The following is a 22219-nucleotide window of genomic DNA, read 5'->3' as shown; positions in this document are numbered from 1 at the left end:
AGGCGAGGAGGCCGCCATGGGCGTTCGACCGACAGGATTCAGCACTCCCATCGTGGGGCTGAGCTGGGAGTTCACCAGGAACCAGAAGGACGTTGCCCGCAAGGTGCTGCTGATGCTGGAGGACCGGCACGTCCTGGACCAAACCCGCTCCCCCTCCCGCTCCGATCCTGACTACTGCGTACGCTCCGCTCTGGAGTGCCGAACCCTGCTCAGCGGAGCACTGGAAAACACCAAGCCCGGCGGTGACCTCGCCCACGAGCTGTCCTCCATGCGCCAGGCGTTCAGCACCTTCGCCCATAGCGGTGACCCCGACGGTGAGCGCTACCGCCGCGATGCGGAGCTATTCCGGCTGGCCATCGAGCAACTGCGCGGCACAGTAGTGCCGGCTGCTGAGCGGATCGCCGAGAAGTTCAAGCTCGAACCGCCTCAGTGGCAGGTCGGATGACCTGTCCGGCCAGCACTTGCGGTGGCCGGGCAGGATGACCTTCCCCCGGTCCATCAGCGCCACCGCCGATGACCCGGTCCAGGCGGCAGCTGTGCCCAGCGGGACGAGCAGCGCCAGCAGGCCCGTGGAAGGGCCCTGGACCAGCGGATCGGGCAGTCCAGGGGTCACCGCGGATCACCCTCAGAGCCCCTGGGTGCCCTCTCGGGAGGATCGATGGGGATCATGCTCAGCTGGAGTTTGACCACCTCCCTGCGGGGCTCCTGGCACGCCTCGTGGATCACCACGTCGTACGGTGCGCCGCTGTTGCGCTCGATCGTGGCCAGGACGATCCCGCGCCAGGTGTGTTCCGTGCAGTGGACGCACCAGCCCGGTGCACGGTCGCTCATGACGCGCACCCCCCCCGCAGGACTGTAGTTTGAACTCCACGACCCGGCCGAACCGGTGGGTGACGCTGGTGGTCCCGGCGGGGCTGTCGGGCTCGCCGATCAGCGACCGGCCCGCACCAGCAGCAGGCCAGGGAGCGCAGTTGGGCTGGTTTCAGGTCCCACGGGTGCGGCAGTGGGCGGGCCGGGGCACTCATCTCGCCGCCGAGCAGGGGCAGGAGCCATGGGCGCAGGAGCACCGGACGTCGGTCTTCTCCCCGGCCAGTCCCTCCGGGTAGAAGTCCAACCCCCTCATGCACTCGCTGTGCCGGGCTGCGCGGCAGGCACCGGAGACGTACGGGTTGATGAGCGGGTCCCAGGCCGGGGCTTCCGGCGGACCCTCCACTGCCCAGCGCGAGCGATCGGTGGTCGTCACGTCGTACCCCTTCCGTGCGAGCGGTTCTGCCTGCTCAGCACGCTAGGAGCGTTCGATTCTCGTCTGCCGGAATGATTCGCGATGATTCGATCGGGACGCCGGACCCTTCCCGGTGATTCTCACGGTCCTTCATGCACGGCTCTGGCCCGGCCGATCAGGTGCCGTGCGGCCGTGCCGTATTGGGCGATGCCGGCCAGCTGCTTGAAGATCTTCCGGTACAGCTCCAGGTCATCGGCCCCGTCCAGCCACATCTCGGCCGTCCAGGTGTCGGCGACCACGAGGGAGTCGTCGATGATCCAGAAGCCGCTCTTGGGCGAGACGTGGGTACGCACTCCCAAGGGCACGATGCCCAGGGTCACCGAGTCCAGCTCCATCAGCCCCAGCAGCCGGTCCAGTTGGGCACCCATACCGCGCTTGGAGCAGCGCTGGGTCAGCAGCGCCGGTTCCCAGATCAGGGCGTGGACGTGGTAGCCGGGCTGGTAGAGGACCTGCTGGCGCTTGAGGCGGGCCCGCACCCCGGCGTCGATGTCCCGGGGGGAGCCGTGGCGGACGGAGACGTCCTCCAACACAGCCCTGGCGTACTCGGCGATCTGGAAGGTCCCGGGGATGATGGCGCTCTCGAACAGGCAGATGCTCTCCGCCCGCTCCTCCTGGAGCTGGTTGGCGCTCTGGACCGCGCCGTGGCCACCGGCGAGCTGCCGCCTCCAACTGCGGACGCTGGTCTCCAGGGCCAGCAGCCGGCCCTTCAGCTCCCCGGCCTCATCGGGGTTCCCGGTTGCCTGTGCCCAGGCCGTGAGCCCGTCTGCGGTGACAGTCTGCTTCCCGTTCTCCACCTTGCTGACCTTGGACTGCGGCCAGCCCAGGCGGGAAGCCAGCTCCCGGCCGCTCAGACCGGCCCCGGTGCGCATCTCACGAAGACGCGTCCCGAGGGCGACCCGAGCGGCCTGGAAGTCATTCACATGACGAAGGTACCGACCCGGATGTACTCCTCGTGCGGGATGGCGAAGTGCCAGGCCGCGTCCCTGACCTGGCAAGCGGCCAACACCTGGACCGGGTCTTCGATCCGCTCCGCTCCCAGCCAGCCCTCCTGGTCGTCGAAGTGCAGCCGTAGCACGGTGCACGCGTCGAACAGCCAGAAGTCCCAGGTGGGGAGATGCAACTCCTCGGCCTTCAGGCGACTGAGGTGCCGGATGTCCTCACCCGAGGCGATGTTGTACGGCGCGCCGGTGAGCAGGAACCGCTGGCCCTCGGTGGGCGGGTCATCCAGCACCCGAACCCTCTCGATCCGCTTCCCGGCCCGGGTCTGCGCCCGGATATTGCGAGGCCAGGGCCGGTCGGTGTCCCGCACCGGGTCACCGCCCGCCAGGAACACCTGGAAGGCGTCGGTGTGCCGGTCGGAGTCGTAGCCGCGCTGCGCCTCCCACCTCCAGGCCGTGTGCTCGAATGACCGGAACAGCTCGTCGAACTGCTCGTCGGTGATGAACTGGGTCACCCGCGCTACTCCTTGGGGGCGTACTGGACGAGCAGGGACCGGGGGATGACCACGAAGGACTCCCCGGGCAGCACGTCACGGAGCTGCTCCAGGGCCTCCTCGTCGGTCAGGGTGTAGCCCTGGACCACGATGTCCCCGGTTTCGGTCTCGTACAGGGTGGGGCATTTGCCCTCCTCGGACGACGTGCCGAGGAACTTGAGCTTCACGGTGCCTCCTGGTGGAGTCGGCTGTTCAAGGTCAGCCGACGGTAGGACGGACACCGAGAATCACACCAGGGGCAGTGTGCCGCAGTCAGGAGATGCGGGGGATCGGCGTGGGGGCCGGGTCTGGGGCTGAGCAGTCGGCCCGCTCGGGCAGCCCTGGCCGCGTCGGTTTCAGATCCGGCTGGATCTGCCCGACGTCGGACACCAGGGACGTCCTGGCTTTGCCCAGCGCTGTCCACGATCGGCTTCTGCCGCTCCATCTGGCGGCCCCTGTCTTCGCGCGGCGGTGACATGTTCGCGATCAAGGAGATCCTGGGGCATTCGAGCATCGGGATCTCGATGGACACCCATACCAGCCTCCTGTCGGAGGTTGATATGACTATCGCCGAGGCTGCATCGAAGATCGTCCCTCGGGCTTCTGCGAGGGTTTCCGGCGCCCTCGCTCCCGCACCGCTCCCGCAGGAGATTGGCGATGCTCGCGCGGCACGCCAAAAGCCCTCGCGCTCGGACGTTAAGTCCCAGCTCAAGGGCCTTGTGGCTGACTCCGGCTCTGGTGGGGCGGGTGGGACTCGAACCCACGACCAAGGGATTATGAGTCCCCTGCTCTAACCGGCTGAGCTACCGCCCCAGGTCATTCGCACACAGTACCGACTGCATGGACGATCTTTCCAGCCGATCGTCATACATCAGGACTAGCGGTCCGCGTGTGGACCGCTCGCCGCAGCATAGCTGGTGAGACGCGTGGACCGCGCGCGAGGTTCCGACCTACGGATCTTTCCTGCGGCCGCCGCCGCGCGGTTCCTGCGGATCACCCGGGCCAGGGCCACACCGAGCAGCAGCAGGCCGAAAACGGCGTAGACCGAGGAGATCGGCTGCTGCCAGAGCTGCAGGCTGATGCTGCGCCGCGGACTGTGCGGGGTGAGCCACATGCCGTACCCCAGGAAGGTGACGAGACCGCCGGCCAGCACCAGCCGCCAGCGCAGATGGCGGGTGCCGCGCGGCTGCTGCTGCTCCGTCACCGCCTCGGCGGTGAGCAGGACCAGCAGCGGGACGCACCACACCCAGTGGTGGGTCCAGCTGATCGGCGAGATCAGCAGGGCGGTGACGGCGGCGCAGACGACGCCCCAGGCCTCGGCGCGCGGGACGTGGCGGTTGCTCCGGGTGGCGTACGCGGCGGTGCCCAGTCCGACCACCGCGACCAGGCCGGCCAGCAGCACCCAGGGCAGCCCGGGGTCCTGCTCGTGCAGCAGCCGGGCGACGGCGCCGCGGAGCGACTGGTTGTCCGGGATGTGGGTGACCCCGACCCGGTGCGAGTCGTAGAGGTAGTGGGTCCAGAAGCGCCTGGAGGCGTTCGGCAGGGCGATCCAGCCGAGCAGGGCGGTGCCGAGGAAGCCGCCGCAGGAGACCAGGGCCGCGCGCGGGCGGCCGGTCAGCAGCAGGTAGATGCCGAAGACGCCGGGCGTGAGCTTCAGCCCGGCGGCTATCCCGATCAGCAGGCCCTTGCTGCGGGCGTGGTCCGGGCGGGTGAGGTCGGCCAGCACCAGGCAGGCGATCAGCAGGTTGATCTGGCCGTACTTGAGGGTGGCCCACACCGGCTCCAGCCAGACGCCGGCGCCGACCAGGGCGACCGCGGCGATCGGCCGTATCTCCCGGCGGGGCCAGCCGACCAGCCGGAAGGAGAGCAGGGCCAGGACTCCCAGCAGGACCAGGTTGATCCCGGTGACCAGGACCCGCAGCACCTCGATGGGGAAGTAGGTGGTCGGCACGAACATCAGCGCGGCGAAGGGAGGGTAGGTCGCGACAAGATCGAACTTGGGCACGACCATGGTGTAGAGGTCGGTGCCGTGCCGGACGGTGTTCCCCTCGGCGCGGTAGACCACCATGTCGACCATGTCGACGCCGACGGCGTGCCGGACGACGGCGTAGAGCGCGAGCGACAGCACGGTGCCGGAGAGGACCAGGATCCAGGCCGTCCGGGTGCCGATTCGGCTCGCCAGCCGACCCCCGAGCCGACTCCCGAACCGGCTGCCCAGGCGGGGTCCCGGGGGTGTGGAGCCGGTGCGCCGGCTGTCTGCCGTCGCCCTGTCGCGTACCGCTTCCCCCGCCACGTGCCTGCCTCCACCTGCTGTCGGGGCCGGGCAGTTGTCCGGTCCTTCGTCCACAGGGAGCCTATAGGTGCGCCTCGGCGGTGACGTCCCCAGGCTGGCTGAGCCCTCTCATCCTTATGGACTACACCCGGGTAACCACTGCGTGACTACTGCGTGCCGGACGGCGTCGGACGCTTGGCGCCGTCGACGATGCGCTGCAGCAGGTCCCGCAGCTGGCCGCGCTCGTCCGGGGCCAGGCCGGCCAGCGGGGTGCGGGCGAAGTCCAGCGACTCCCTGAGCTCCTCGGACGCGGCGCGTCCGGCCTCGGTGGTGGCCACCCGCTTGACCCTGCGGTCGTCCGGGTCCGCCTGCCGGGCCACCAGGCCGCGGGCTTCGAGCCGGTCCACGATGCCGGTGATGTTGGACGGCTCGCAGGCGAGGGTCTGCGCGATCTGCCGCATCGGCATCGGGCCGCGCCGCAGCAGCGCCAGCACCTTGGCCTGGGCCCCGGTGAGCGAGCGGGCGGCGGCGGCCTCCTCGTACTCCTTGTGGAAGAGCGAGACGAGGTTGGCCATCAGGTCGACCACCTCAAGGGTGAGGGGGTCCTGGGGTTGCGACATAGCGAAAGGTTAGCTGAATATTTGACATGGTGAAGCTTTTGGTCGCACAGTTACTTGAAGTGCTCAATGGACGACAAAGTTAAGGAATTTTGACATGGCTGAGCAGACCCTGCCCGCGACCGGCCGCGAGTGGCACCTGGCCGCACGTCCGAACGGCTGGCCGGTTCCGGAGGACTTCGCGCTGGTGGAGGCGCCGGTCCAGGCGCCCGCGGCGGGGCAGATCACCGTCAGGAACGAGTACCTCTCGGTCGATCCCTACATGCGCGGCCGGATGAACGACGTCAAGTCGTACGTTCCCCCGTTCCGGCTCGGCGCGGTGATGGACGGCGGCGCGGTCGGCCGGGTCGTCGCCTCCGAGGCCGAGGGCTTCGCGGTCGGCGACGCGGTGCTGCACGGTCTCGGCTGGCGCGAGTACGCGACCCTGGACGCGGCCAAGGCGGTCAAGGTCGACGGCAAGCTGCCGCTGCAGTCCTTCCTCGGAGTGCTCGGGATGACCGGCCTCACCGCCTACGCCGGGCTGCTCGAGGTCGGCGCGTTCAAGCCGGGCGAGGCCGTGTTCGTGTCCGGCGCGGCCGGCGCGGTCGGCGGCATGGTCGGCCAGATCGCCAAGCTGCGCGGGGCCTCGCTGGTCGTCGGCAGTGCGGGATCGCCGGAGAAGGTCCGCCGGCTGACCGAGCAGCTCGGCTTCGACGCCGCCTTCGACTACAAGACCGGCCCCGTTGCCGACCAGTTGGCCAAGGCGGCCCCGGAGGGCATCGACGTCTACTTCGACAATGTCGGCGGCGAGCACCTGGAGGCGGCGGTCGGCGCGCTCAAGCTCCGCGGCCGCGCGGTGCTCTGCGGCGCCATCGCCCAGTACAACGACACCGAGCCGCCGGTCGGGCCGCGCAACCTGGCGCTGGTGATCGGCAAGCGGCTGCGCCTCGAGGGCATGCTGGTGGGCGACCACTTCGCCCTGCAGCCGCAGTTCGTCGAGGAGGTCGGCGGCTGGCTGCGCGAGGGCAAGCTGGTGGTGGACGAGACCGTGGTGGACGGCTTCGAGCACACCGTGGACGCCTTCCTCGGCATGCTGCGCGGGGCCAACAACGGAAAGATGCTGGTCAGGGTTGAGGGCTGAGCCCCAGGACGGTTGAGGGCCGAGCCCCCCGCGGAGCCCCGCCGAGCCCCCTCCGACATCCCCGCCGACCGCTCGTCAGCGGGCCGCCGGCCGTGCCGAGTTCGGCGCGGCCGGTCCCAATCGGGGGGCTGGGCCTGGAAGATCAGCTTGAATGATGAACGGATGCGAAGTGCTTTCGGGTGGTTCGCCGGGACCGCCGCCCATGGCGGGCCCAGGCGCGGTACCGTTTCCTCAACATTCCGGTGAGCGATCAACTTTCTCCTCGGATTGACCAAGTCGGCCTGTTTTTGGCCACGCTGAGTGAGAGTTAGTCCGTTTTGTGGAGATTGTTGATTGAGTAGTGTTTACAGAAAGTCACCCCGGGTAGTCATTACCGCTGTGACGTACTGACACCAGTACGGAGACCAGGAGCAGTTCACAGGAACCGTTCGGACGTGGCAACGAGGCCGCTGGGGAAGGCGCCCCTCGCACCACACTGGAGGTCCCGGTGACGACTCGTGGAGTTCTCTATCTGCACTCCGCGCCGCGCGCGCTCTGCCCCCACGTCGAGTGGGCCGCAGCAGGCGTGCTCGGCGTGCGGGTCAGCCTCGACTGGATTCGCCAGCCCGTCGCTCCCGGCACCTGGCGTGCCGAGTGCTCCTGGGAGGGCGAGCCGGGTACGGCCTCCCGGCTGGCATCCGCCCTGCGCGGTTGGCAGTTGCTGCGCTACGAGGTGACCCAGGAGCCCTGCGTCGGCTTCGAGGGCGAGCGCTTCAGCAGCACGCCCGATCTCGGCATCTTCCATGCCGTCACCGGGACGCACGGCGACATCCTGATCCCGGAGGACCGGCTCCGCGCGGCCCTGCTGCGCGCCCGCACCGGCGAGGTGGACCTGGAGGCCGAGGTCTCCCGTCTGCTCGGCAAGCCCTGGGACGACGAGCTGGAGCCCTTCCGCCACGCCGGCGAGGGCGCGCCGGTGCGCTGGCTGCACCAGGTGGTCTGACCGCCGCGCCCGGTGACGCCGCTGCGGACGGTCCCGGTGACCGTGCCATGCACTGCGGCAGTGCAACCAAAAGGGCCCCGGCGACATCGTCTAGGTGAACCGAGGTGGCGGCGGCAGCTCCGGCGGCATCAGGATCCGGGTGACCGGACCCACGGTGAACCAGTGCTCGACGCAAGGGGGGCCTCCGCATGGGCAAGGCAGCAACGGTCCTGGCCGTCCTCGCGGTGCTGGCACCCGCCGGCCTGACGGGTTGTTCCGCGCAGGGTCCGGCGTACGTCGTCCTGACGAAGCAGTCCACCTTCGGGGTGAACTGGCAGCTGGACGCCCGCGCCGACGGCAAGCACGGGCTGTGCCTCACCGTGGACGACGCGCGCGGCCCCGGCTCCGGCGTCAGCTGGACCTCGGGGGCCTGCGGCTTCGACCTGAAGCCACCGGACGACGACTACTACGCGGACGCTCCGGCACCGGGTTCCGACACGCTGCCGATCACCTTCGGGCCGCTTCCGGAGCGTGCGGTGCGGATCCGGATCGCGACCAACGTGGTCATCCCCACCTACCCGCTCCCGGCGGGGAAGGGGCTGCCGGCCGGGCGGTACTGGATCTTCACTCCGCCGTCCTCCGCCTGGCCGGACCAGGCCCAGGGCACGGTGCTGGCAACCCCGGTCCCGCTCGACGCCGCGGGGAACCCGGTGCCTTTCGAGAGCTTCTGAACCGAGCAGACGCAGGGCCCGACCGCACCGGCGGTCGGGCCCTGCGGCGTGCCGGGTCGGCTCCCCGGTCGGAGCTGCGTCTGGTCCAGGTTGTTTCCACTCCGAGTGGTGACACAGCTCGACAAGTTCCCGGCAACCCCTTGCGCCGCAATTCCTCCCCCGTGTACACATCACATGAACACTTCGAACAGACAAACATATGAGTCACTCGAGGTGTCATTCCTGACGGTCCCTCATATCTGGAGACGTCATCACCAATCACCTGTCATCACGCGGACGCCGCATTCGTCTCGCCACCGCCGCGGGTGCCGCACTGGCACTCGGGGCCGGCACGCTTGCCTTCGCCCCCGCCTCCCAGGCGGCCCCCTCGGCCAAGGCCAAGGTACTGGCCGGGACACGTCCGTCCTGGGCCACCGCAGCCGCTGACAAGGGGGCGGTCGCTGCCAGTACCGTCACCTCGGCAACGGTCTATCTCAACGCACAGGACCCGGCGGCCCTCGCGGCCTACGCGAAGGCCGTCTCCACGCCGGGCGACCCGAGCTACGGCAAGTACCTCTCCCCGGCCGCAGCCACGGCGAAGTTCCTGGCCACCCCGGCCCAGATCAAGGCCGTGCAGGCCTGGCTCACCGGAGCCGGCCTGAAGATCGGCAGCACCACCGAGCACGCGATCACCGTCAGCGGCAACAGCGCGGCGATCAAGCGGGCCTTCGGCACCTCGCTGCACAAGTACCTGGTCAAGGGCAAGAACGTGCACGCGCCCAGCGCGAACGCGGTCATCCCGGCCGGAGTCGCCGCGGACGTCATCGGCGTCGTCGGCCTCTCCTCGGTTACCCCGTCGGCCAAGCCGGCGTCGATCCCGGTCAACACCGCGGCCAAGGGTGACGCCGCCAAGCCCGGCAAGGCCGGCCTGCCGACCGTCGCCACCTGCTCCGACTACTGGGGCCAGAAGGACGCCAAGGGCGCACCGGTCGGCTACGTCGCCAAGACCTCGTTCGACCAGTGCTCGTTCTACCCCTCGCAGCTCCGCAAGGCGTACGGCATCACCGCCTCCGGTCTGACCGGCAAGGGCGCCACGGTCGCCATCATCGACGCCTACGGCTCCAGCACCATGGAGGCGGACGCGAACCAGTACTCGACCAACCACGGTGACAAGGCCTTCAAGACGGGCCAGTACACCGAGGTCGTCACCCCGGACCAGTGGAACAGCCAGGACGCCTGTGGCGGCCCGGCCGGCTGGGCCCCCGAGGAGGCGCTGGACGTCGAGATGGTGCACGGGCTCGCGCCCGACGCCAAGGTCGTCTACGTCGGCGCGAACTCCTGCTCGGACGACGACCTGGGCGCTGCCCTGGCCAACGTCGTGGACAAGCACCTCGCTGATGTCGTCTCCAACTCCTGGGGCGAGATCATGCACAGCTCGGTCAACGGCGACACCTCGCCGGCGTTGATCGCGTCCTACGAGCAGACCTTCCAGCAGGGCGCGGCCGAGGGCATCGGCTTCGACTTCTCCGCGGGCGACTGCGGCGACAGCTCGCCGGGTGCCGCGGCCACGGGTGCCAACTGCGACCCGACCACCAACCGGGCCCAGGCCAACTGGCCCGACTCCTCGGTCTGGGTCACCAGCGTCGGCGGGACCGCCCTGGCGATCTCCTCGAAGAAGGGCACCTACGGCTTCGAGACCGACATGGGCACCCTGCGCTCGGCCCTCACGGCCGACCAGAAGGGCTGGACCCCCCTGCCCGGCGCCTTCTACTTCGGTGGTGGCGGCGGCGTCAGCGAGGACTTCGCCCAGCCCTGGTACCAGGGTCCGGTCGTTCCCAGCTCGCTGTCGCACACCCTGCAGACCGGCGCCCACAGCGCCACCGCGCAGCGGGTCACCCCGGACATCTCGATGAACGGTGACCTCTACACCTCGGTCCTGGTCGGCATCTCCGACGGGGCTGCCTACAGCGAGGGCGGCTACGGCGGCACCAGCGTCTCGGCGCCGGAGTTCTCCGCGGTCCAGGCCGACGCGATCCAGGCCCACCACGGCCGTGCGATCGGCTTCGCCAACCCGGAGATCTACTCCCGCTACGGCGGCAAGTCCTACACCGACGTCGTCAACAAGACGGCGATCAAGGGCCAGCCCCCGCTGAGCTCGGTCTTCGACGCCGGCGTCATCAGCGGCACGCTGCGGGCCCGGCTGATCGCCTTCGGCCGCGACTACGGTCTGACCGCGGTCAAGGGCTACGACTCCGCCACCGGTGTCGGCTCGCCCACCGAGGCCTACCTGAAGTCGTTCACCAACGGCTGACGGAACCTCACACCGCTTCGGCGGTGAACCTCACACCGCTCAGGCGGTGGCACACACCGCTCAGGCGGTGAACCGGAGCCCGGCGGGGAAACACCCGCCGGGCTCCGGCACGCACGCTCACTTGCGTTTTCTCTTGAAGATGTCGAGCAGCGAAGCGATCTTCCCGACCCGGTCGAACAGGGCCAGCGCCGGTTCGCGCTCACCCTCCAGGTTGGCGAGCATCTCCAGCCCCAGGTACATCGCCACCACGGCGTGGGCCAGTTCGTCGGGCGGCAGCAGCCGGGCGGCGGGGGAGCCGGCCAGGGCGTCCTTGACCGTGCCGGCCGCGAACTCGCGCCAGGGGCGGATCCGGGCGGCGACCTCGGGCCGCAGCTCCGGGTTGAACTGGGCGGCGGCGATCATCTCCACCAGGACGGTGACATGCCCCTGGTCCAGATCCTCGTCGAACACCGCCCGGGCCGCGCGGACCAGGGCGGCGAGGCCGTGCGACTCCGCGACCATCTCCCGGTAGCGGGCGTCGCGGGTGGCGCTGACCGCGTCCAGGGCGGCCAGCTGCAGCCGCGCCACCGTGCCGAAGTGATAGAAGATCAACGCCTGGTTGCAGCCCGAGCGTTGGGCGATCTCCCGGGCGCTGGCCCCGGCGAAGCCGTTCTCGCGCAGGGCGGAGATGGCCGCCTCCACCAGCGCGGCCTTGGTCTCCTCGGATCCCCGGCCCTTGGCCATGGCGTCTCTCCGGTCGGTGGCGTCTCTCCGGGTCGGTGGTGTGTCTCCGGTCAGTCCCGCCGGAAGGCCAGCACCACGTTGTGGCCGCCGAAGCCGAAGGAGTTGTTCAGTGCCGCGATCGGGCCCTCGGGCAGCTTGCGCGGCTCCTTGGTGACGATATCGGCGTCGACCTCCGGGTCCAGGTCGTCCACGTTGATGGTGGGCGGGGCCAGCCGGTGGTGCAGCGCCAGCACGGTGGCGACGGTCTCGATGCCGCCGGCGCCGCCGAGCAGGTGGCCGGTCATCGACTTGGTGGCGGAGACCGCGATGTGCTCCACGTGGTCGCCGAGTTCCTTGCGCAGCGCCTTGATCTCGGCCACGTCGCCTTGCGGGGTGGAGGTGGCGTGCGCGTTGAGGTGCACCACCTCGTCCCGGTTCAGGTCGGTGGACTCAAACAGGTGCGCGAGGGCGCGGGCGATGCCGGCGCCGGTCGGCTCGGGCTGCGCGATGTGGTGGGCGTCCGAGGACAGGCCCTGGCCCACGGCCTCGCAGTACACCCGGGCTCCGCGCGCGGCGGCGTGGGCTGCGGACTCCAGCACCACGATGCCGGCGCCCTCGCCCAGGACGAAGCCGTCCCGGGCCTTGTCGTAGGGGCGCGAGGCCTCCTGCGGGTGCTCGTTGTTCTTGGACATCGCCATCATGTTGGCGAAGGCGACGATCGGCAGCGGGTGGATGGCCGCCTCGGTGCCGCCGGCGACCACGACATCGGCGCGGCCGGTGCGGATCATCTCGATGGCGTAGCCGATGGCCTCGGCGCCGGAGGCGCAGGCGCTGACGGGGGTGTGCACGCCGGCCCGCGCGCCGATCTCCAGACCGACGTTGGCCGCCGGGCTGTTCGGCATCAGCATCGGCACGGTGTGCGGGGAGACGCTGCGGACGCCCTTCTCCCGCAGCACGTCGTACTGGTCGAGCAGGGTGGTCACACCGCCGATGCCGGAGGCGACGACCGCGCCCAGCCGGTCCGGGTCCACGGTCGAGCCCTCGGCGGTGGCGGAGGTCTCGAAGCCCGCGTCGGTCCAGGCCTCACGGGTCGCGATCAGCGCGAACTGCGCCGACCGGTCCAGCTTGCGGGCCTGGTGCTTGGGGATGATCGTGCCGGGCTCGACGGCGGTACGGGCCGCGATCCTGACCGGGATGTCGGCGGCCCACTCCTCCTCCAGGAGGCGTACCCCGGAGCGCCCGGTGACCAGGCCCTCCCAGGTGGACGCGGCGTCGGCGCCGAGCGGCGTGAAGGCGCCGATCCCTGTGACGACCACGGTGCGGTTGTCGTTGGTCACTGCTTCTTCTCCCACGTTCTGCGTCTGCCTACTGGGGGTGGTGCTGGTCCGGGTGGTCCAGTTGGTCCGGGCCCGTCCCGGCCGCGCGCGGCGGCCGGGACGAACCCCAACCGGGTCGAGATGTCTCAGCTGTTGGCGAGGATGAAGTCGACGGCGTCGCCGACGGTCTTCAGGTTCTTGACCTCGTCGTCCGGGATCTTGACGCCGAAGCGCTCCTCGGCCGCGACGACGACCTCGACCATGGACAGCGAGTCGACGTCCAGGTCGTCGGTGAACGACTTGTCCAGCTCGACGTCCTCGGTCGGGATCCCGGCGATCTCGTTGACGATCTCCGCGAGACCGGTAAGGACCTCGTCCTTGGTGGCCATGTCGGCACTCCTTCGTGTTGTGCACTTTCCGCGTCCGCCGGAATGCGGGCCACGGTCGTCCGTGGTGGTCCGGTCGGAAGATCAACCGGTCCGTACTGGTTGGTAACTGGTTGGTACTAGGGCAGGGTAACGACTGCCGCCGCGTAGACGAGACCGGCCCCGAAACCGATGATCAGGGCCAGGTCGCCGCTCTTGGCCTCGCCGGTCTGGAGCATCCGCTCCATCGCCAGCGGGATCGAGGCGGCCGAGGTGTTACCGGTCTCCGCGATGTCCCGGGCGACCGGGACTGTCTCGGGAAGCTTCAGTGCCTTGATCATGGCATCGATGATCCGCATGTTGGCCTGGTGCGGGATGAACGCGCCGAGCTGGTCGGCGGTGATCCCGGCGGCGTCCAGCGCGCGCTGCGCAGCCTTCGCCATGTCCCAGACGGCCCAGCGGAAGACCGCCTGACCCTCCATCCGCAGCGCCGGCCACTTCGCCTCCTCGCCCACGCCGTTGACCGCGTCCGGCTTGGCGAACGCGGTGTCCCAGGCCTGGGTCTGGCTGATGACGTCCTTCTGCGAACCGTCCGAACCCCAGATCACCTTGCCGATGCCGGGAGTCTCGGACGGGCCGACCACGACCGCGCCGGCGCCGTCGCCGAAGATGAACGCGGTCGAACGGTCGGTCTTGTCGGTCAGGTCGGAAAGCCGTTCGACCCCGATCACCACGACGTACTCGGCGCTGCCGGTGCGGATCATGCCGTCGGCCAGGCTGAGGCCGTAGCCGAAGCCGGCGCAGGCGGCCGAGATGTCGAAGGCGGGGGCGGTGCCGCAGCCGAGCCGCTGGGCGATCTCGGTGGCGATGGCCGGCGTCTGCTTGAGGTGCGAGACGGTCGCCACGATCACCCCGCCGATCTGCTCGGGCGCGATCCCGGAGTGGGCGATGGCCTTGGCGGCGGCCTGCACCGACATCTCCGCGACCGACTCCTCGGGCCCGGCCCAGCGCCGCTCGGTGATGCCGCTGCGGGTGCGGATCCACTCGTCGGACGAGTCGATCCAGTTCAGCACCTCGGAGTTGGGGATGACCCGGACCGGACGGTAGCCGCCCACGCCCAGGATCCGCGCGTACGCGGCGCCGCTGCTCGGCTTGATCTGCGCGGGCAGTGAAGTCTCTGTCATGAAGGGATCCCCTCGGGTGCGGCGTGCTCAGCGATCAACTCGCGGGCCTTGTCGAGGTCGTCCGGAGTCTTCAGAGCGAGGGTAGCCACCCCCTTGAGGTTGCGCTTCACCAGATTGGTCAGCGTCCCAGCAGGTGGGACCTCGATCACGCAGGTGGCGCCGAGACGCTCCAGCGCCTCCATGCAGAGATCCCAGCGGACCGGGTTGGAGACCTGCGACACCAGACGGCTCAGCACCTCGGCCCCGCCGTCCACGGTCTTGCCGTCGGCGTTGGAGACATAGGCGGTCCGCGGGTCGCGCACGGTGAGCCCCGGGGCCAGCTTGGCGAGGCGCTCGACGCCGGCCGCCATGTGCCCGGTGTGGAAGGCCCCGGCCACCGCCAGCGCGATGATCCTGGACTTGGCCGGCGGGTCCGCCTTGAACGCCTCCAGCTGCTCCAGCGTGCCGGCCGCGACGATCTGGCCGCCGCCGTTGTTGTTGGCCGCGGTCAGGCCGTGCTCGGCGATCTTCGCGGCGACCTCGTCCGGGTCGCCGCCGAGGACGGCGCACATCCCGGTCGCGGTCTCGGCGGCGGCGCCGGCCATGGCCAGGCCGCGCTGCCGGACGAAGGCGATCGCCTGCTCGGGGGTGAGCACCTCGGCGAAGGCGGCGGCGGTGATCTCGCCGACGCTGTGCCCGGCGACCGCGCCGAGCAGCTCCGGCCGCAGCGGCTTCGACCCGGCGAGCAGGGCCGATCCGGCCGCCAGGCCCGCGGCCACCAGCAGCGGCTGGGCGACGGCGGTGTCCCTGATGGCGTCCGCGTCAGCCTCGGTGCCGTAGTGCACCAGATCGAGCCCGGCCACGGCGGACCACCAGTGCAGCCTGTCGGCCACACCGTCGACCTCGAGCCACGGGGCGAGGAATCCTGGCGTCTGGGCACCCTGTCCGGGAGCAACGATAACGAGCACGAAACCAACCTTCTCTCGCTGAGGCCACCTCGCGCGGGTGGGGACGGAGACGAAGAACCGAACCCCTGGTTGTGGGTTCCCTACAGTCGTGCATGTACGCAGGTCAGGATGCCTGGAGTCGTCCCAGGGCCAGGGCGATGCGCAGGGTGAACGCCGAACGGACGTCGCTGGGCGCGTATCCGGTGACATCGGTCACACGGCGTAGCCGGTAGCGGACGGTGTTGGGGTGTACGAACAGCATCCGGGCGGCGCCTTCCAGCGAGGACGCCTGCTCCAGGTAGACCGAGAGGGTGTCCAGCAGGGCCGAGCCCGCCTCGTCCAGCGGGGTGTAGATCTCCTCCACCAGTTGCTGGCGCGCCGCCTGGTCGCCGGCCAGCGCCCGCTCCGGCAGCAGGTCGTCGGCGAGCACCGGGCGCGGCGCGTCCGGCCAGGCCGCGCAGGCCCGCAGCCCGGCCGCGGCGGCCTGGGCCGAGCGGGTCGCCGACAGCAGGTCGCCCACGGTCGGGCCGATCACCACCGGACCCGCGGCGAACTGGCCGATCAGCGAGCGGGCGGCCGGGACCGGATCCCAGAGCCGGTCCGGATTCTTGCCGCCGTCGCCGACCACCACCACCAGCCGGGCCCCCAGCACCCCGGTCAGCACATGCAGCTTGGCGTGCCGGGCGGCCCGGCGGATCGCCTCCACCACCAGCTCGCTGTCCCCGGCCGGGGCGCTGCCCATCACCACCATCACCCGGTCCGGCGAGCCCCAGCCGAGGGCCGCCGCGCGGGACAGCACGCCCTCGTCGGCGTCCCCGGACAGCAGCGAGTTCACCACCAGCGCCTCAAGCCGGGCGTCCCAGGCCCCGCGCGCCTCGGCGGCCTGCGCGTACACCTGGGCGGTGGCGAAGGCGATCTCCCGGGCGTAGACCAGCACGGCCTCGCGCAGCCCGTCCTCGCCGCCGGGGGAGGCGACCTCGTCGATGGCCTCCTCGACCACCTCGATGGTGGTGCGGATCATCTCCACGGTCTGCCGCAGCGTCACCGCCCGGGTCAGCTCGCGCGGCGCGGTGCCGAAGACGTCGGTGCTGATCGCCTGCGGGGCCTCCGGGTGGCGGAACCACTCGGTGAACGCGGCGATGCCGGCCTGGGCCACCAGGCCGATCCAGGAGCGGTGCTCCGGCGGCATGTTGCGGTACCAGGACAGCTGCTCGTCCATCCGGGCGATCGCCGCGGTGGACAGCTTCCCGGAGGCGCGCTCCAGGCGCTTGAGCGTCGCGGCATGCCGCTCGGCCCGTTCGGCGGCGGTCCGCCGCTCTATGGCCGTCCCGCGCGGGGAGCCCCGGCGGACGGGCGGGTCGCCGGCCGCGGGCTCGGCGGCGGGCGGCTCGGCGGCCTTCTTCGCGGGCGAGGCGGAGGCGGTCCTGGCGGGCTTCTTGGCAGGGGCGGCTGGCACAGGCACAAGACTGCCCTACCGGGAGCGCGATACGTGCCGAGCAGCGCGTCCCCGGTGCGTGGCAACGGTCACAGAACGCGCTGCGCGACGCGCGGCGGGCGGTAGCGTCGGCGCATGGCTGACCATGACCCGCCCGTGGCCGGGCTGACCGTGCACCGCGCCGACCAGCGCCACCGCTCCGCGCCGCAGGACGGGGTCGACACCCGGCACGCGTTCTCCTTCGCCGGGCACTACGACCCCGCGAACACCCACTTCGGAGCGCTGCTGGCCTGCAACGAGGAGACCCTCGCGCCCGGCGCGGGCTTCGCCCCGCACCGGCACCGGGACACCGAGATCCTCAGCTGGGTGGTCGAGGGCGCGCTGGCGCACCGGGACGACCACGGGCACGCGGCCGTGGTCCGCCCCGGCCAGGTGCAGTACCTGAGCGCGGGCGCGGGGGTGTCGCACAGCGAGGGCAACGTCGGCGGGGCGGCGGGGCCGGTCCGCTTCGTCCAGTTCTGGCTGCAACCGGACGAGTTCGGCACCCCGCCGCGCTACGGCCTGCGCCAGGCCCCGGCCGGCTCCGGGCTGCTGCCGCTGGCGGACGGCACCGAGCTGCGCCGGGCCGACGCGGCGCTGTATCTGCTCCGGCTGGGGCCCTACCAGGCCCTGCCCGCGCTGCCGCCCGCCGGCTACCGCTATCTGCATCTGCTGCGCGGCGGCCTCGGCCTGCGCAGTGCCCGGGGGCCGCGCGGGGTGGGGCAGGAGCTGGGCCCGGGGGACAGCCTGCGGCTGAGCGGGACGGCCGAGCCGGTCGACCCCGCGGCGGGCCCGGACGGGGTCGAGGCGCTGCTCTGGGTGATGGGATCAGCCCTGCGGTACGGCTGATTCTCAGCTAGGGCAGCCGGGGAAGCTCCCGCAGGATCGCGTCGGTGAACGGGGGCCAGAGCTCCGCGGCCCAGGCGTCGAAGTTGCGGTCGCAGAGGGCGACGCAGCCGGCCCCGGCGACCGGGTCCGCCCAGAGGAAGGTGCCGGTCTGGCCGAAGTGGCCGAAGGCGGTGGGGGCGCTGTTGGCTCCCATCCAGTGCGGGGATTTGTGGTCGCGCAGGTCGAAGCCGAGACCCCAGTCGTTGGGGCGCTGGTGCCCGAAGCCCGGCAGCACCCCGTCCAGCCCGGGGAAGGCCACGGTGGTGGCCTCGGCCAGGGTGCTGGGGTGCAGCACGGCCGGCGCCAGCAGTTCGGCGACGAAGCGGGCCAGGTCGGCGGCGGTGGAGACGCCGCCGGCCCCGGCCTGGCTCGGCGCGGCCGGGTCGATCCTGGTGTCGGCCATGCCCAGCGGCTCGAACACGGCCTCCGCCGTGTACTGGGCGAAGGGGATGCCGGTGGCCTTCTCCAGGGTCTCCGCCAGGACGTCGTACCCGGCGTTGGAGTAGAGCCTGCGGGTGCCGGGGGCGGCCAGCTGCCGGTGCGCGTCGAAGGCCAGCCCGGAGGTGTGCGCCAGCAGGTGGCGTACGGTCGAGCCCTCGGGGCCGGCCGGCTGGTCCAGCTCCAGCGCCCCCTCCTCGACCGCGACCAGCACCGCGTAGGCGCTGAGCGGTTTGGTCACCGAGGCCAGCGGAAAGGCGTGCTGCTGCGGCCCCCGGGCCCCGGCGAGCGTCCCGTCGCGCCGTACCACCGCTGCGGCCACGGTCGGTACCGGCCACTTGTCGATCATCAGCAGGCTGTCCATACCGGACAGACTAGCGAGCGTTCGGCGGCGCCTGCTCCGCGCTTGCTTGGAGTGCACTCCAACTAGGTAGGTTCGAGGCATGGCGATGTCACTGGCAGTCGTAGTGGAAGAGCCGGAACCCGAGGACACCCCGCGCTACACCATCGGCGAGGTCTCCGTCAGGACCGGGCTGACCGCGCACACCCTGCGCTGGTACGAGCGGATCGGGCTGCTGGACCACCCAGCCCGCTCCCATTCGGGGCAGCGCCGCTTCAGCGACCGGGACCTCGGCTGGCTGGAGTTCCTCGGCAAACTGCGGCTCACCGCCATGCCGGTCGCGGACATGGTGCGCTACGCGGACCTGTGCCGGGAGGGCGACCACACCGCCGCCGCCCGGCAGGAACTGCTGGCGCGGCACCGCGAGGAGGTCCGGCAGCGGATCACCGACCTGCAGGCCACCCTTCTGATCATCGACTACAAGATCGACTTCTATGCGGAGAGGCAGCAGCAGCTATGAGCAGCAGCACGATCCCCACCACCACTCTGGGCAGCGCCGGACCCGTCGTCGGGGTCCAGGGCCTCGGCTGCATGGGCATGAGCGAGTTCTACGGCGACACCGACACCACCGAGGCGCTGGCCACCCTGGACCGCGCCCTGGAGCTGGGCGTCACCCTGTTCGACACCGCCGACATCTACGGCAACGGCGAGAACGAGAAGCTGATCGGCCCCTTCGTCCGGGCCAACCGGGACCGGGTGGTGCTGGCCACCAAGTTCTCCATCGATCGCCGCGCCGACGCCCCGTCCCACCGGGCGATCCGCAATGACCCCGCCTATATCCGGCAGGCCGTGGACGCCAGTCTGAGCCGGCTCGGCGTGGACGTCATCGACCTGTACTACATGCACCGGCGCGACCCGGAGGTGCCGTTCGCGGAGTCGGTCGGGGCGATGGCGGAGCTGATCCAGGCGGGCAAGGTCAAGTACCTGGGCCTGTCCGAGGTCACCGGCGCCGAGCTGCGCGAGGCGCACGCGGTGCACCCGATCACCGCGCTGCAGTCGGAGTGGTCGCTGTTCTCCCGCGACGTGGAGCGCAGCGCGGTCCAGGCCGCCGCCGAGCTCGGGGTGGGCTTCGTGCCCTACTCGCCGCTCGGGCGCGGCTTCCTGACCGGCTCCTTCGCCCATGCCTCCGAGCTGACCGGCGGCGACTTCCGGCAGTACCAGCCCCGGTTCACCGGCGACAACGCCGCGCACAACGCGGCGCTGCTGACCCCGGTGCACAAGATCGCGGCCGCGCACGGCGCGAGCCCGGCGCAGATCGCGCTGGCCTGGGTGCAGCAGCAGGCCGAGGTGCACGGGCTGACCGTGGTGCCGATCCCGGGCACCAGGAAGCGCAGCCGGCTGGAGGAGAACACCGCCGCGGCCACGCTGCGGCTGAGCGCGGAGGAACTGGCCGCGCTGGAGCCGATCGCGGCCCAGGTCGCCGGCGACCGCTACCCGGACATGAGCTCCACCTCGGCCGCCCGCGAGTAACCGGCCCGCGCGCTACAGCCCGCTGACGCAGGACCCGCCGTGGTCGGCGCAGATCACGTCCGCGTAGCGGTCCAGGGCGATGTCGGCGAAGTTCCGCAGGCTGGCGGTCCCGGCGGCGAGGTAGCCGTTGTGGCCGCTGGCCCCGGTCGAGGCGATGACCCGGGAGCCGAAGTCGTCGCTGGTCGGGTCCGCGCCGTGGCCGAGCCCGGCGACCTCCAGGTACGGGACGTTGCCGATCCAGTCGCCGGGGTTGCGCGCGGTCGCCCACAGCCGGACGCCGTCGCCGAGCGCGGCGGCGTCCGGCACGTCCATGCCGGGGCTGCCGAAGACCACCATGTCGGTGACGCCCAGTTTCTCGTGCAGCTCGGGCGCGGCGATGCCGCAGACCACCGAGCCGTAGGAGTGGCAGAGCAGGGTCGGCGCGGCGTCCGGGTGCGAGGTCAGCGCCAGTCCTGCCAGCAGCCGCTCCAGCCGCGGCGCGGCGGCCTCGGCCAGCCGGGCGGTGGCGGCGTCCGCGCCGAGGCCCACGGGGGTCACATAGCCGGACCACGCTATGACCGCGGTGCCGGTGCCGGGGGAGACCTGCTGTTCCTCGGTGCGCAGCGCCTGGGCCATGCCGGCCGCGCCCTTGAGCGGGGTGGCGGTGTCGCTGCGGTCGAAGTGGGCCAGGTCCATGTCCGAGCCGGGGACCAGCACCGACACCCGTTTGGCGGTGCCCAGGTCACCGAAGACCTCGGCGACCAGGCCGCGTCCGCGCGGGTCGAAGACCAGGAACTGGCGGCCGGGGATCAGCAGCTTGTGCAGGGTGGCGACCTGTCCGGCCGCGACCGAGCGCTCGACCCCGCTGAGCGAGCGGTTGGCGGCGCGGCCCTGCTGCCGGGCCAGCTCCTGCTCCATCGCCAGCGCGTTGGCCTGGTAGCGCAGGGCCGCCGGGGCGCCGTCGAAGTTGCCGACCACCAGCGGGTACTTCCGGACCAGGCGCTGCTGCTCGGCGTGGCTGAGCGAGCCGAAGAAGTCGGCGACCTCGCCGGCGGTGGCCTTGGCCGGATCCGGCAGCGGCCGGCCGAGCGACTGGTCCTGGCTCCAGGCGTGGCTGCCGGCCGGCGGCGTGGTGATGGCGATCTGCTCGTCGGAGACCGCCGCCCCCGCTGCGGCGGCACCTGTGCCCGCCAGGACAGTGAAGGAGACCATCGCCGCTATCAGGGTGCGCCTGAACCGCATACGCGTGTTTCTCCTAGGGCTTCCGGCGACCGTCGTACGGGCCGGGCCCGGAGGTCTTGCTGAAGTTGGTTCTGCGTCAGCGTAAGCGCATCCACCAGGTGCGTACGGTGTACGACGGGTAACTAAACTGCGACAACCGTCACATCATGCACCATTCGGGCTAAGAGATTCACGGCGGCTTCACAAGAATACGGGCCGCCGCTCCGGGGAGGAGCGACGGCCCGTACGAGGGTGTCAGCTGTGCTTCCAGGTCACCGAGAAGGCGTTGCCGCCGGAGAGACCCGAGGTGGTGGCCTTGGTGGTGGAACCCGAGGCCATGGTGATGTTGTCGGGCGAGAAGTTGCCGATCGGCTGGCCGTTGGCGGTGGCGCTGGTGAAGGAGGCGGTGCCGAAGTTGGTCAGCGGCAGCACGCCGGAGCTGCTGGACGGGGCCTCCGCGATGACCTCGGCCGAGGCCAGGGCGGCGTTGCGGAGGGTCTTGGTGACGGTCTTGCTCCAGCCCTGGGTGGTGTCCGAGAGCTTGAGGGTGAAGGAGCCGCTGCCGCTCTCGGTGACCGAGGAGGTGAAGTGGTCGCCGGGGCGGACCGTGCCGGGGAAGTTCACCGGGTAGGCCGGGTACATCTCGTACCAGGCGTAGTACTGCGGGGAGCCGCCGGAGCAGTCGACCTCGCTGCCGGTCTGCTCGACCGAGCTGCTGCCGTCGCCGTCCAGGCCGATCCAGAAGCTGGAGTAGCTGGTGGCGCTGGTGCAGTGGCCGGTGGGCTGGACCCAGCTGGCGGTGACGCTGGTGAACTTGGCGCCGGTGGCGGCGTAGCCGGACCAGTTGGAGCTGGTGCTGTTCCGTATACCGCCGCCGTGGGCGGCCAGCGGGTGGCTGCTCGTGGAGGGCTGCAGCGGGGCGTTGACGAGGCCGGGAGCGGCGGCGGCCACGCCCGGGGCTGCGGCGGCGAGAACGGCCAGCAGGGTGGCGGACAGAGCGGTGGCACGACGGGTCGTCGACATGGTGCTCCTTGTCGCGTGGGGGTTGCCCAATGTTGTCGGGTTCCCGACAAAGTAGTCCCGACTGCCACCCCGCAGAGTGGTTTCCAGGT

Annotated in this window: 24 protein-coding genes and 1 tRNA gene; 8 read left to right on the top strand and 17 right to left on the bottom strand. The window is 71.0% G+C overall.

Annotation, left to right across the window (positions count from 1 at the left end; translation table 11 throughout):
- Positions 1-16 precede the first annotated feature (16 nt).
- Positions 17-445, top strand: a complete 429-nt coding sequence (locus ACXKR8_RS15750) for a DUF6650 family protein (RefSeq protein ID WP_458273534.1) — start codon at positions 17-19, stop codon at positions 443-445.
- A gap of 164 nt (positions 446-609) precedes the next feature.
- Here ACXKR8_RS15750 and ACXKR8_RS15745 read toward each other — a convergent pair whose 3' ends face one another.
- From ACXKR8_RS15745 to ACXKR8_RS15710, 8 genes are all read right to left on the bottom strand, one after another.
- Positions 610-831 carry a hypothetical protein gene (locus ACXKR8_RS15745; protein WP_462100532.1) on the bottom strand — a complete coding sequence of 74 codons (222 nt, stop codon included), beginning with the start codon at positions 829-831 and terminating at the stop codon, positions 610-612.
- A gap of 190 nt (positions 832-1021) precedes the next feature.
- Positions 1022-1243 (bottom strand): hypothetical protein, encoded by a 222-nt coding sequence (locus tag ACXKR8_RS15740; RefSeq protein WP_462100531.1) that lies wholly within the window; start codon positions 1241-1243, stop codon positions 1022-1024.
- Positions 1244-1362: 119 nt separating this feature from the next.
- Positions 1363-2202 (bottom strand): helix-turn-helix domain-containing protein, encoded by an 840-nt coding sequence (locus ACXKR8_RS15735; protein ID WP_458273532.1) that lies wholly within the window; start codon positions 2200-2202, stop codon positions 1363-1365.
- Positions 2199-2735: a DUF6879 family protein gene (locus ACXKR8_RS15730; RefSeq protein WP_458273531.1), complete on the bottom strand. Its 537-nt coding sequence runs from the start codon at positions 2733-2735 to the stop codon at positions 2199-2201. The genes ACXKR8_RS15735 and ACXKR8_RS15730 overlap by 4 nt, the downstream gene beginning before the upstream one ends.
- 5 nt (positions 2736-2740) lie before the next feature.
- Positions 2741-2941 (bottom strand): hypothetical protein, encoded by a 201-nt coding sequence (locus ACXKR8_RS15725; RefSeq protein WP_458273530.1) that lies wholly within the window; start codon positions 2939-2941, stop codon positions 2741-2743.
- 548 nt (positions 2942-3489) lie between these two features.
- A tRNA-Ile gene (locus ACXKR8_RS15720) sits at positions 3490-3566 on the bottom strand.
- Positions 3567-3630: 64 nt separating this feature from the next.
- Positions 3631-5046, bottom strand: coding sequence for a glycosyltransferase 87 family protein (locus ACXKR8_RS15715; protein ID WP_458273529.1), 1416 nt, complete (start codon positions 5044-5046; stop codon positions 3631-3633).
- A gap of 146 nt (positions 5047-5192) precedes the next feature.
- A complete protein-coding gene (locus ACXKR8_RS15710) occupies positions 5193-5645 on the bottom strand; it encodes a MarR family winged helix-turn-helix transcriptional regulator (protein ID WP_458273528.1) in 453 nt (150 codons plus the stop codon).
- 94 nt (positions 5646-5739) lie between these two features.
- On the opposite strand from ACXKR8_RS15710, the gene ACXKR8_RS15705 reads away from it, so the two are divergent.
- The 4 genes from ACXKR8_RS15705 to ACXKR8_RS15690 all read left to right on the top strand — a co-directional run bounded on the left by ACXKR8_RS15705 (position 5740) and on the right by ACXKR8_RS15690 (position 10744).
- Positions 5740-6762, top strand: coding sequence for an NADP-dependent oxidoreductase (locus ACXKR8_RS15705; protein ID WP_458273527.1), 1023 nt, complete (start codon positions 5740-5742; stop codon positions 6760-6762).
- Positions 6763-7249: 487 nt separating this feature from the next.
- On the top strand, positions 7250-7744 hold the full coding sequence (locus tag ACXKR8_RS15700; RefSeq protein ID WP_458273526.1) for a DUF3145 domain-containing protein: 495 nt from the start codon (positions 7250-7252) through the stop codon (positions 7742-7744).
- Between the two features lie 188 nt (positions 7745-7932).
- Positions 7933-8454 carry a hypothetical protein gene (locus ACXKR8_RS15695; RefSeq protein WP_458273525.1) on the top strand — a complete coding sequence of 174 codons (522 nt, stop codon included), beginning with the start codon at positions 7933-7935 and terminating at the stop codon, positions 8452-8454.
- Positions 8455-8689: 235 nt separating this feature from the next.
- Positions 8690-10744 (top strand): S53 family peptidase, encoded by a 2055-nt coding sequence (locus ACXKR8_RS15690; protein WP_458274994.1) that lies wholly within the window; start codon positions 8690-8692, stop codon positions 10742-10744.
- A 117-nt stretch (positions 10745-10861) separates the two neighbouring features.
- Here the strand turns inward: ACXKR8_RS15690 and ACXKR8_RS15685 are convergent, their stop codons facing one another.
- The 6 genes from ACXKR8_RS15685 to ACXKR8_RS15660 all read right to left on the bottom strand — a co-directional run bounded on the left by ACXKR8_RS15685 (position 10862) and on the right by ACXKR8_RS15660 (position 16558).
- Positions 10862-11467 carry a TetR/AcrR family transcriptional regulator gene (locus ACXKR8_RS15685; RefSeq protein WP_458273524.1) on the bottom strand — a complete coding sequence of 202 codons (606 nt, stop codon included), beginning with the start codon at positions 11465-11467 and terminating at the stop codon, positions 10862-10864.
- A 50-nt stretch (positions 11468-11517) separates the two neighbouring features.
- Positions 11518-12783 carry a beta-ketoacyl-[acyl-carrier-protein] synthase family protein gene (locus ACXKR8_RS15680; RefSeq protein WP_458273523.1) on the bottom strand — a complete coding sequence of 422 codons (1266 nt, stop codon included), beginning with the start codon at positions 12781-12783 and terminating at the stop codon, positions 11518-11520.
- A gap of 125 nt (positions 12784-12908) precedes the next feature.
- On the bottom strand, positions 12909-13151 hold the full coding sequence (locus tag ACXKR8_RS15675; RefSeq protein WP_458273522.1) for an acyl carrier protein: 243 nt from the start codon (positions 13149-13151) through the stop codon (positions 12909-12911).
- A 116-nt stretch (positions 13152-13267) separates the two neighbouring features.
- Entirely contained in the window at positions 13268-14311 is a 1044-nt protein-coding gene (locus ACXKR8_RS15670; RefSeq protein ID WP_458273521.1) for a beta-ketoacyl-ACP synthase III, read from the bottom strand.
- Positions 14308-15258, bottom strand: a complete 951-nt coding sequence (locus ACXKR8_RS15665) for an ACP S-malonyltransferase (RefSeq protein ID WP_458273520.1) — start codon at positions 15256-15258, stop codon at positions 14308-14310. The genes ACXKR8_RS15670 and ACXKR8_RS15665 overlap by 4 nt, the downstream gene beginning before the upstream one ends.
- A 103-nt stretch (positions 15259-15361) precedes the next feature.
- Positions 15362-16558 carry a PucR family transcriptional regulator gene (locus tag ACXKR8_RS15660; protein WP_458274993.1) on the bottom strand — a complete coding sequence of 399 codons (1197 nt, stop codon included), beginning with the start codon at positions 16556-16558 and terminating at the stop codon, positions 15362-15364.
- A 249-nt stretch (positions 16559-16807) separates the two neighbouring features.
- Here ACXKR8_RS15660 and ACXKR8_RS15655 point away from each other — a divergent pair, with 249 nt between their 5' ends.
- Positions 16808-17560 (top strand): pirin family protein, encoded by a 753-nt coding sequence (locus tag ACXKR8_RS15655; RefSeq protein ID WP_458273519.1) that lies wholly within the window; start codon positions 16808-16810, stop codon positions 17558-17560.
- A gap of 7 nt (positions 17561-17567) precedes the next feature.
- Here ACXKR8_RS15655 and ACXKR8_RS15650 read toward each other — a convergent pair whose 3' ends face one another.
- A complete protein-coding gene (locus ACXKR8_RS15650; protein WP_458273518.1) occupies positions 17568-18401 on the bottom strand; it encodes a serine hydrolase domain-containing protein in 834 nt (277 codons plus the stop codon).
- Between the two features lie 79 nt (positions 18402-18480).
- Between ACXKR8_RS15650 and ACXKR8_RS15645 the strand changes: the two genes are divergently transcribed.
- Entirely contained in the window at positions 18481-18897 is a 417-nt protein-coding gene (locus ACXKR8_RS15645; RefSeq protein ID WP_458273517.1) for a MerR family transcriptional regulator, read from the top strand.
- Positions 18894-19907 carry an aldo/keto reductase gene (locus tag ACXKR8_RS15640; protein ID WP_458273516.1) on the top strand — a complete coding sequence of 338 codons (1014 nt, stop codon included), beginning with the start codon at positions 18894-18896 and terminating at the stop codon, positions 19905-19907. The genes ACXKR8_RS15645 and ACXKR8_RS15640 overlap by 4 nt, the downstream gene beginning before the upstream one ends.
- Positions 19908-19919: 12 nt before the next feature.
- Here ACXKR8_RS15640 and ACXKR8_RS15635 read toward each other — a convergent pair whose 3' ends face one another.
- Positions 19920-21128 (bottom strand): alpha/beta hydrolase, encoded by a 1209-nt coding sequence (locus ACXKR8_RS15635; RefSeq protein ID WP_458273515.1) that lies wholly within the window; start codon positions 21126-21128, stop codon positions 19920-19922.
- A gap of 234 nt (positions 21129-21362) precedes the next feature.
- Complete coding sequence (locus ACXKR8_RS15630; RefSeq protein ID WP_458273514.1) at positions 21363-22130, bottom strand: G1 family glutamic endopeptidase; 768 nt, start codon at positions 22128-22130, stop codon at positions 21363-21365.
- Positions 22131-22219 lie beyond the last annotated feature (89 nt).

Source organism: Streptacidiphilus sp. PAMC 29251, from assembly GCF_054208735.2.
This window is presented reverse-complemented; position numbering and strand designations above follow the sequence as displayed.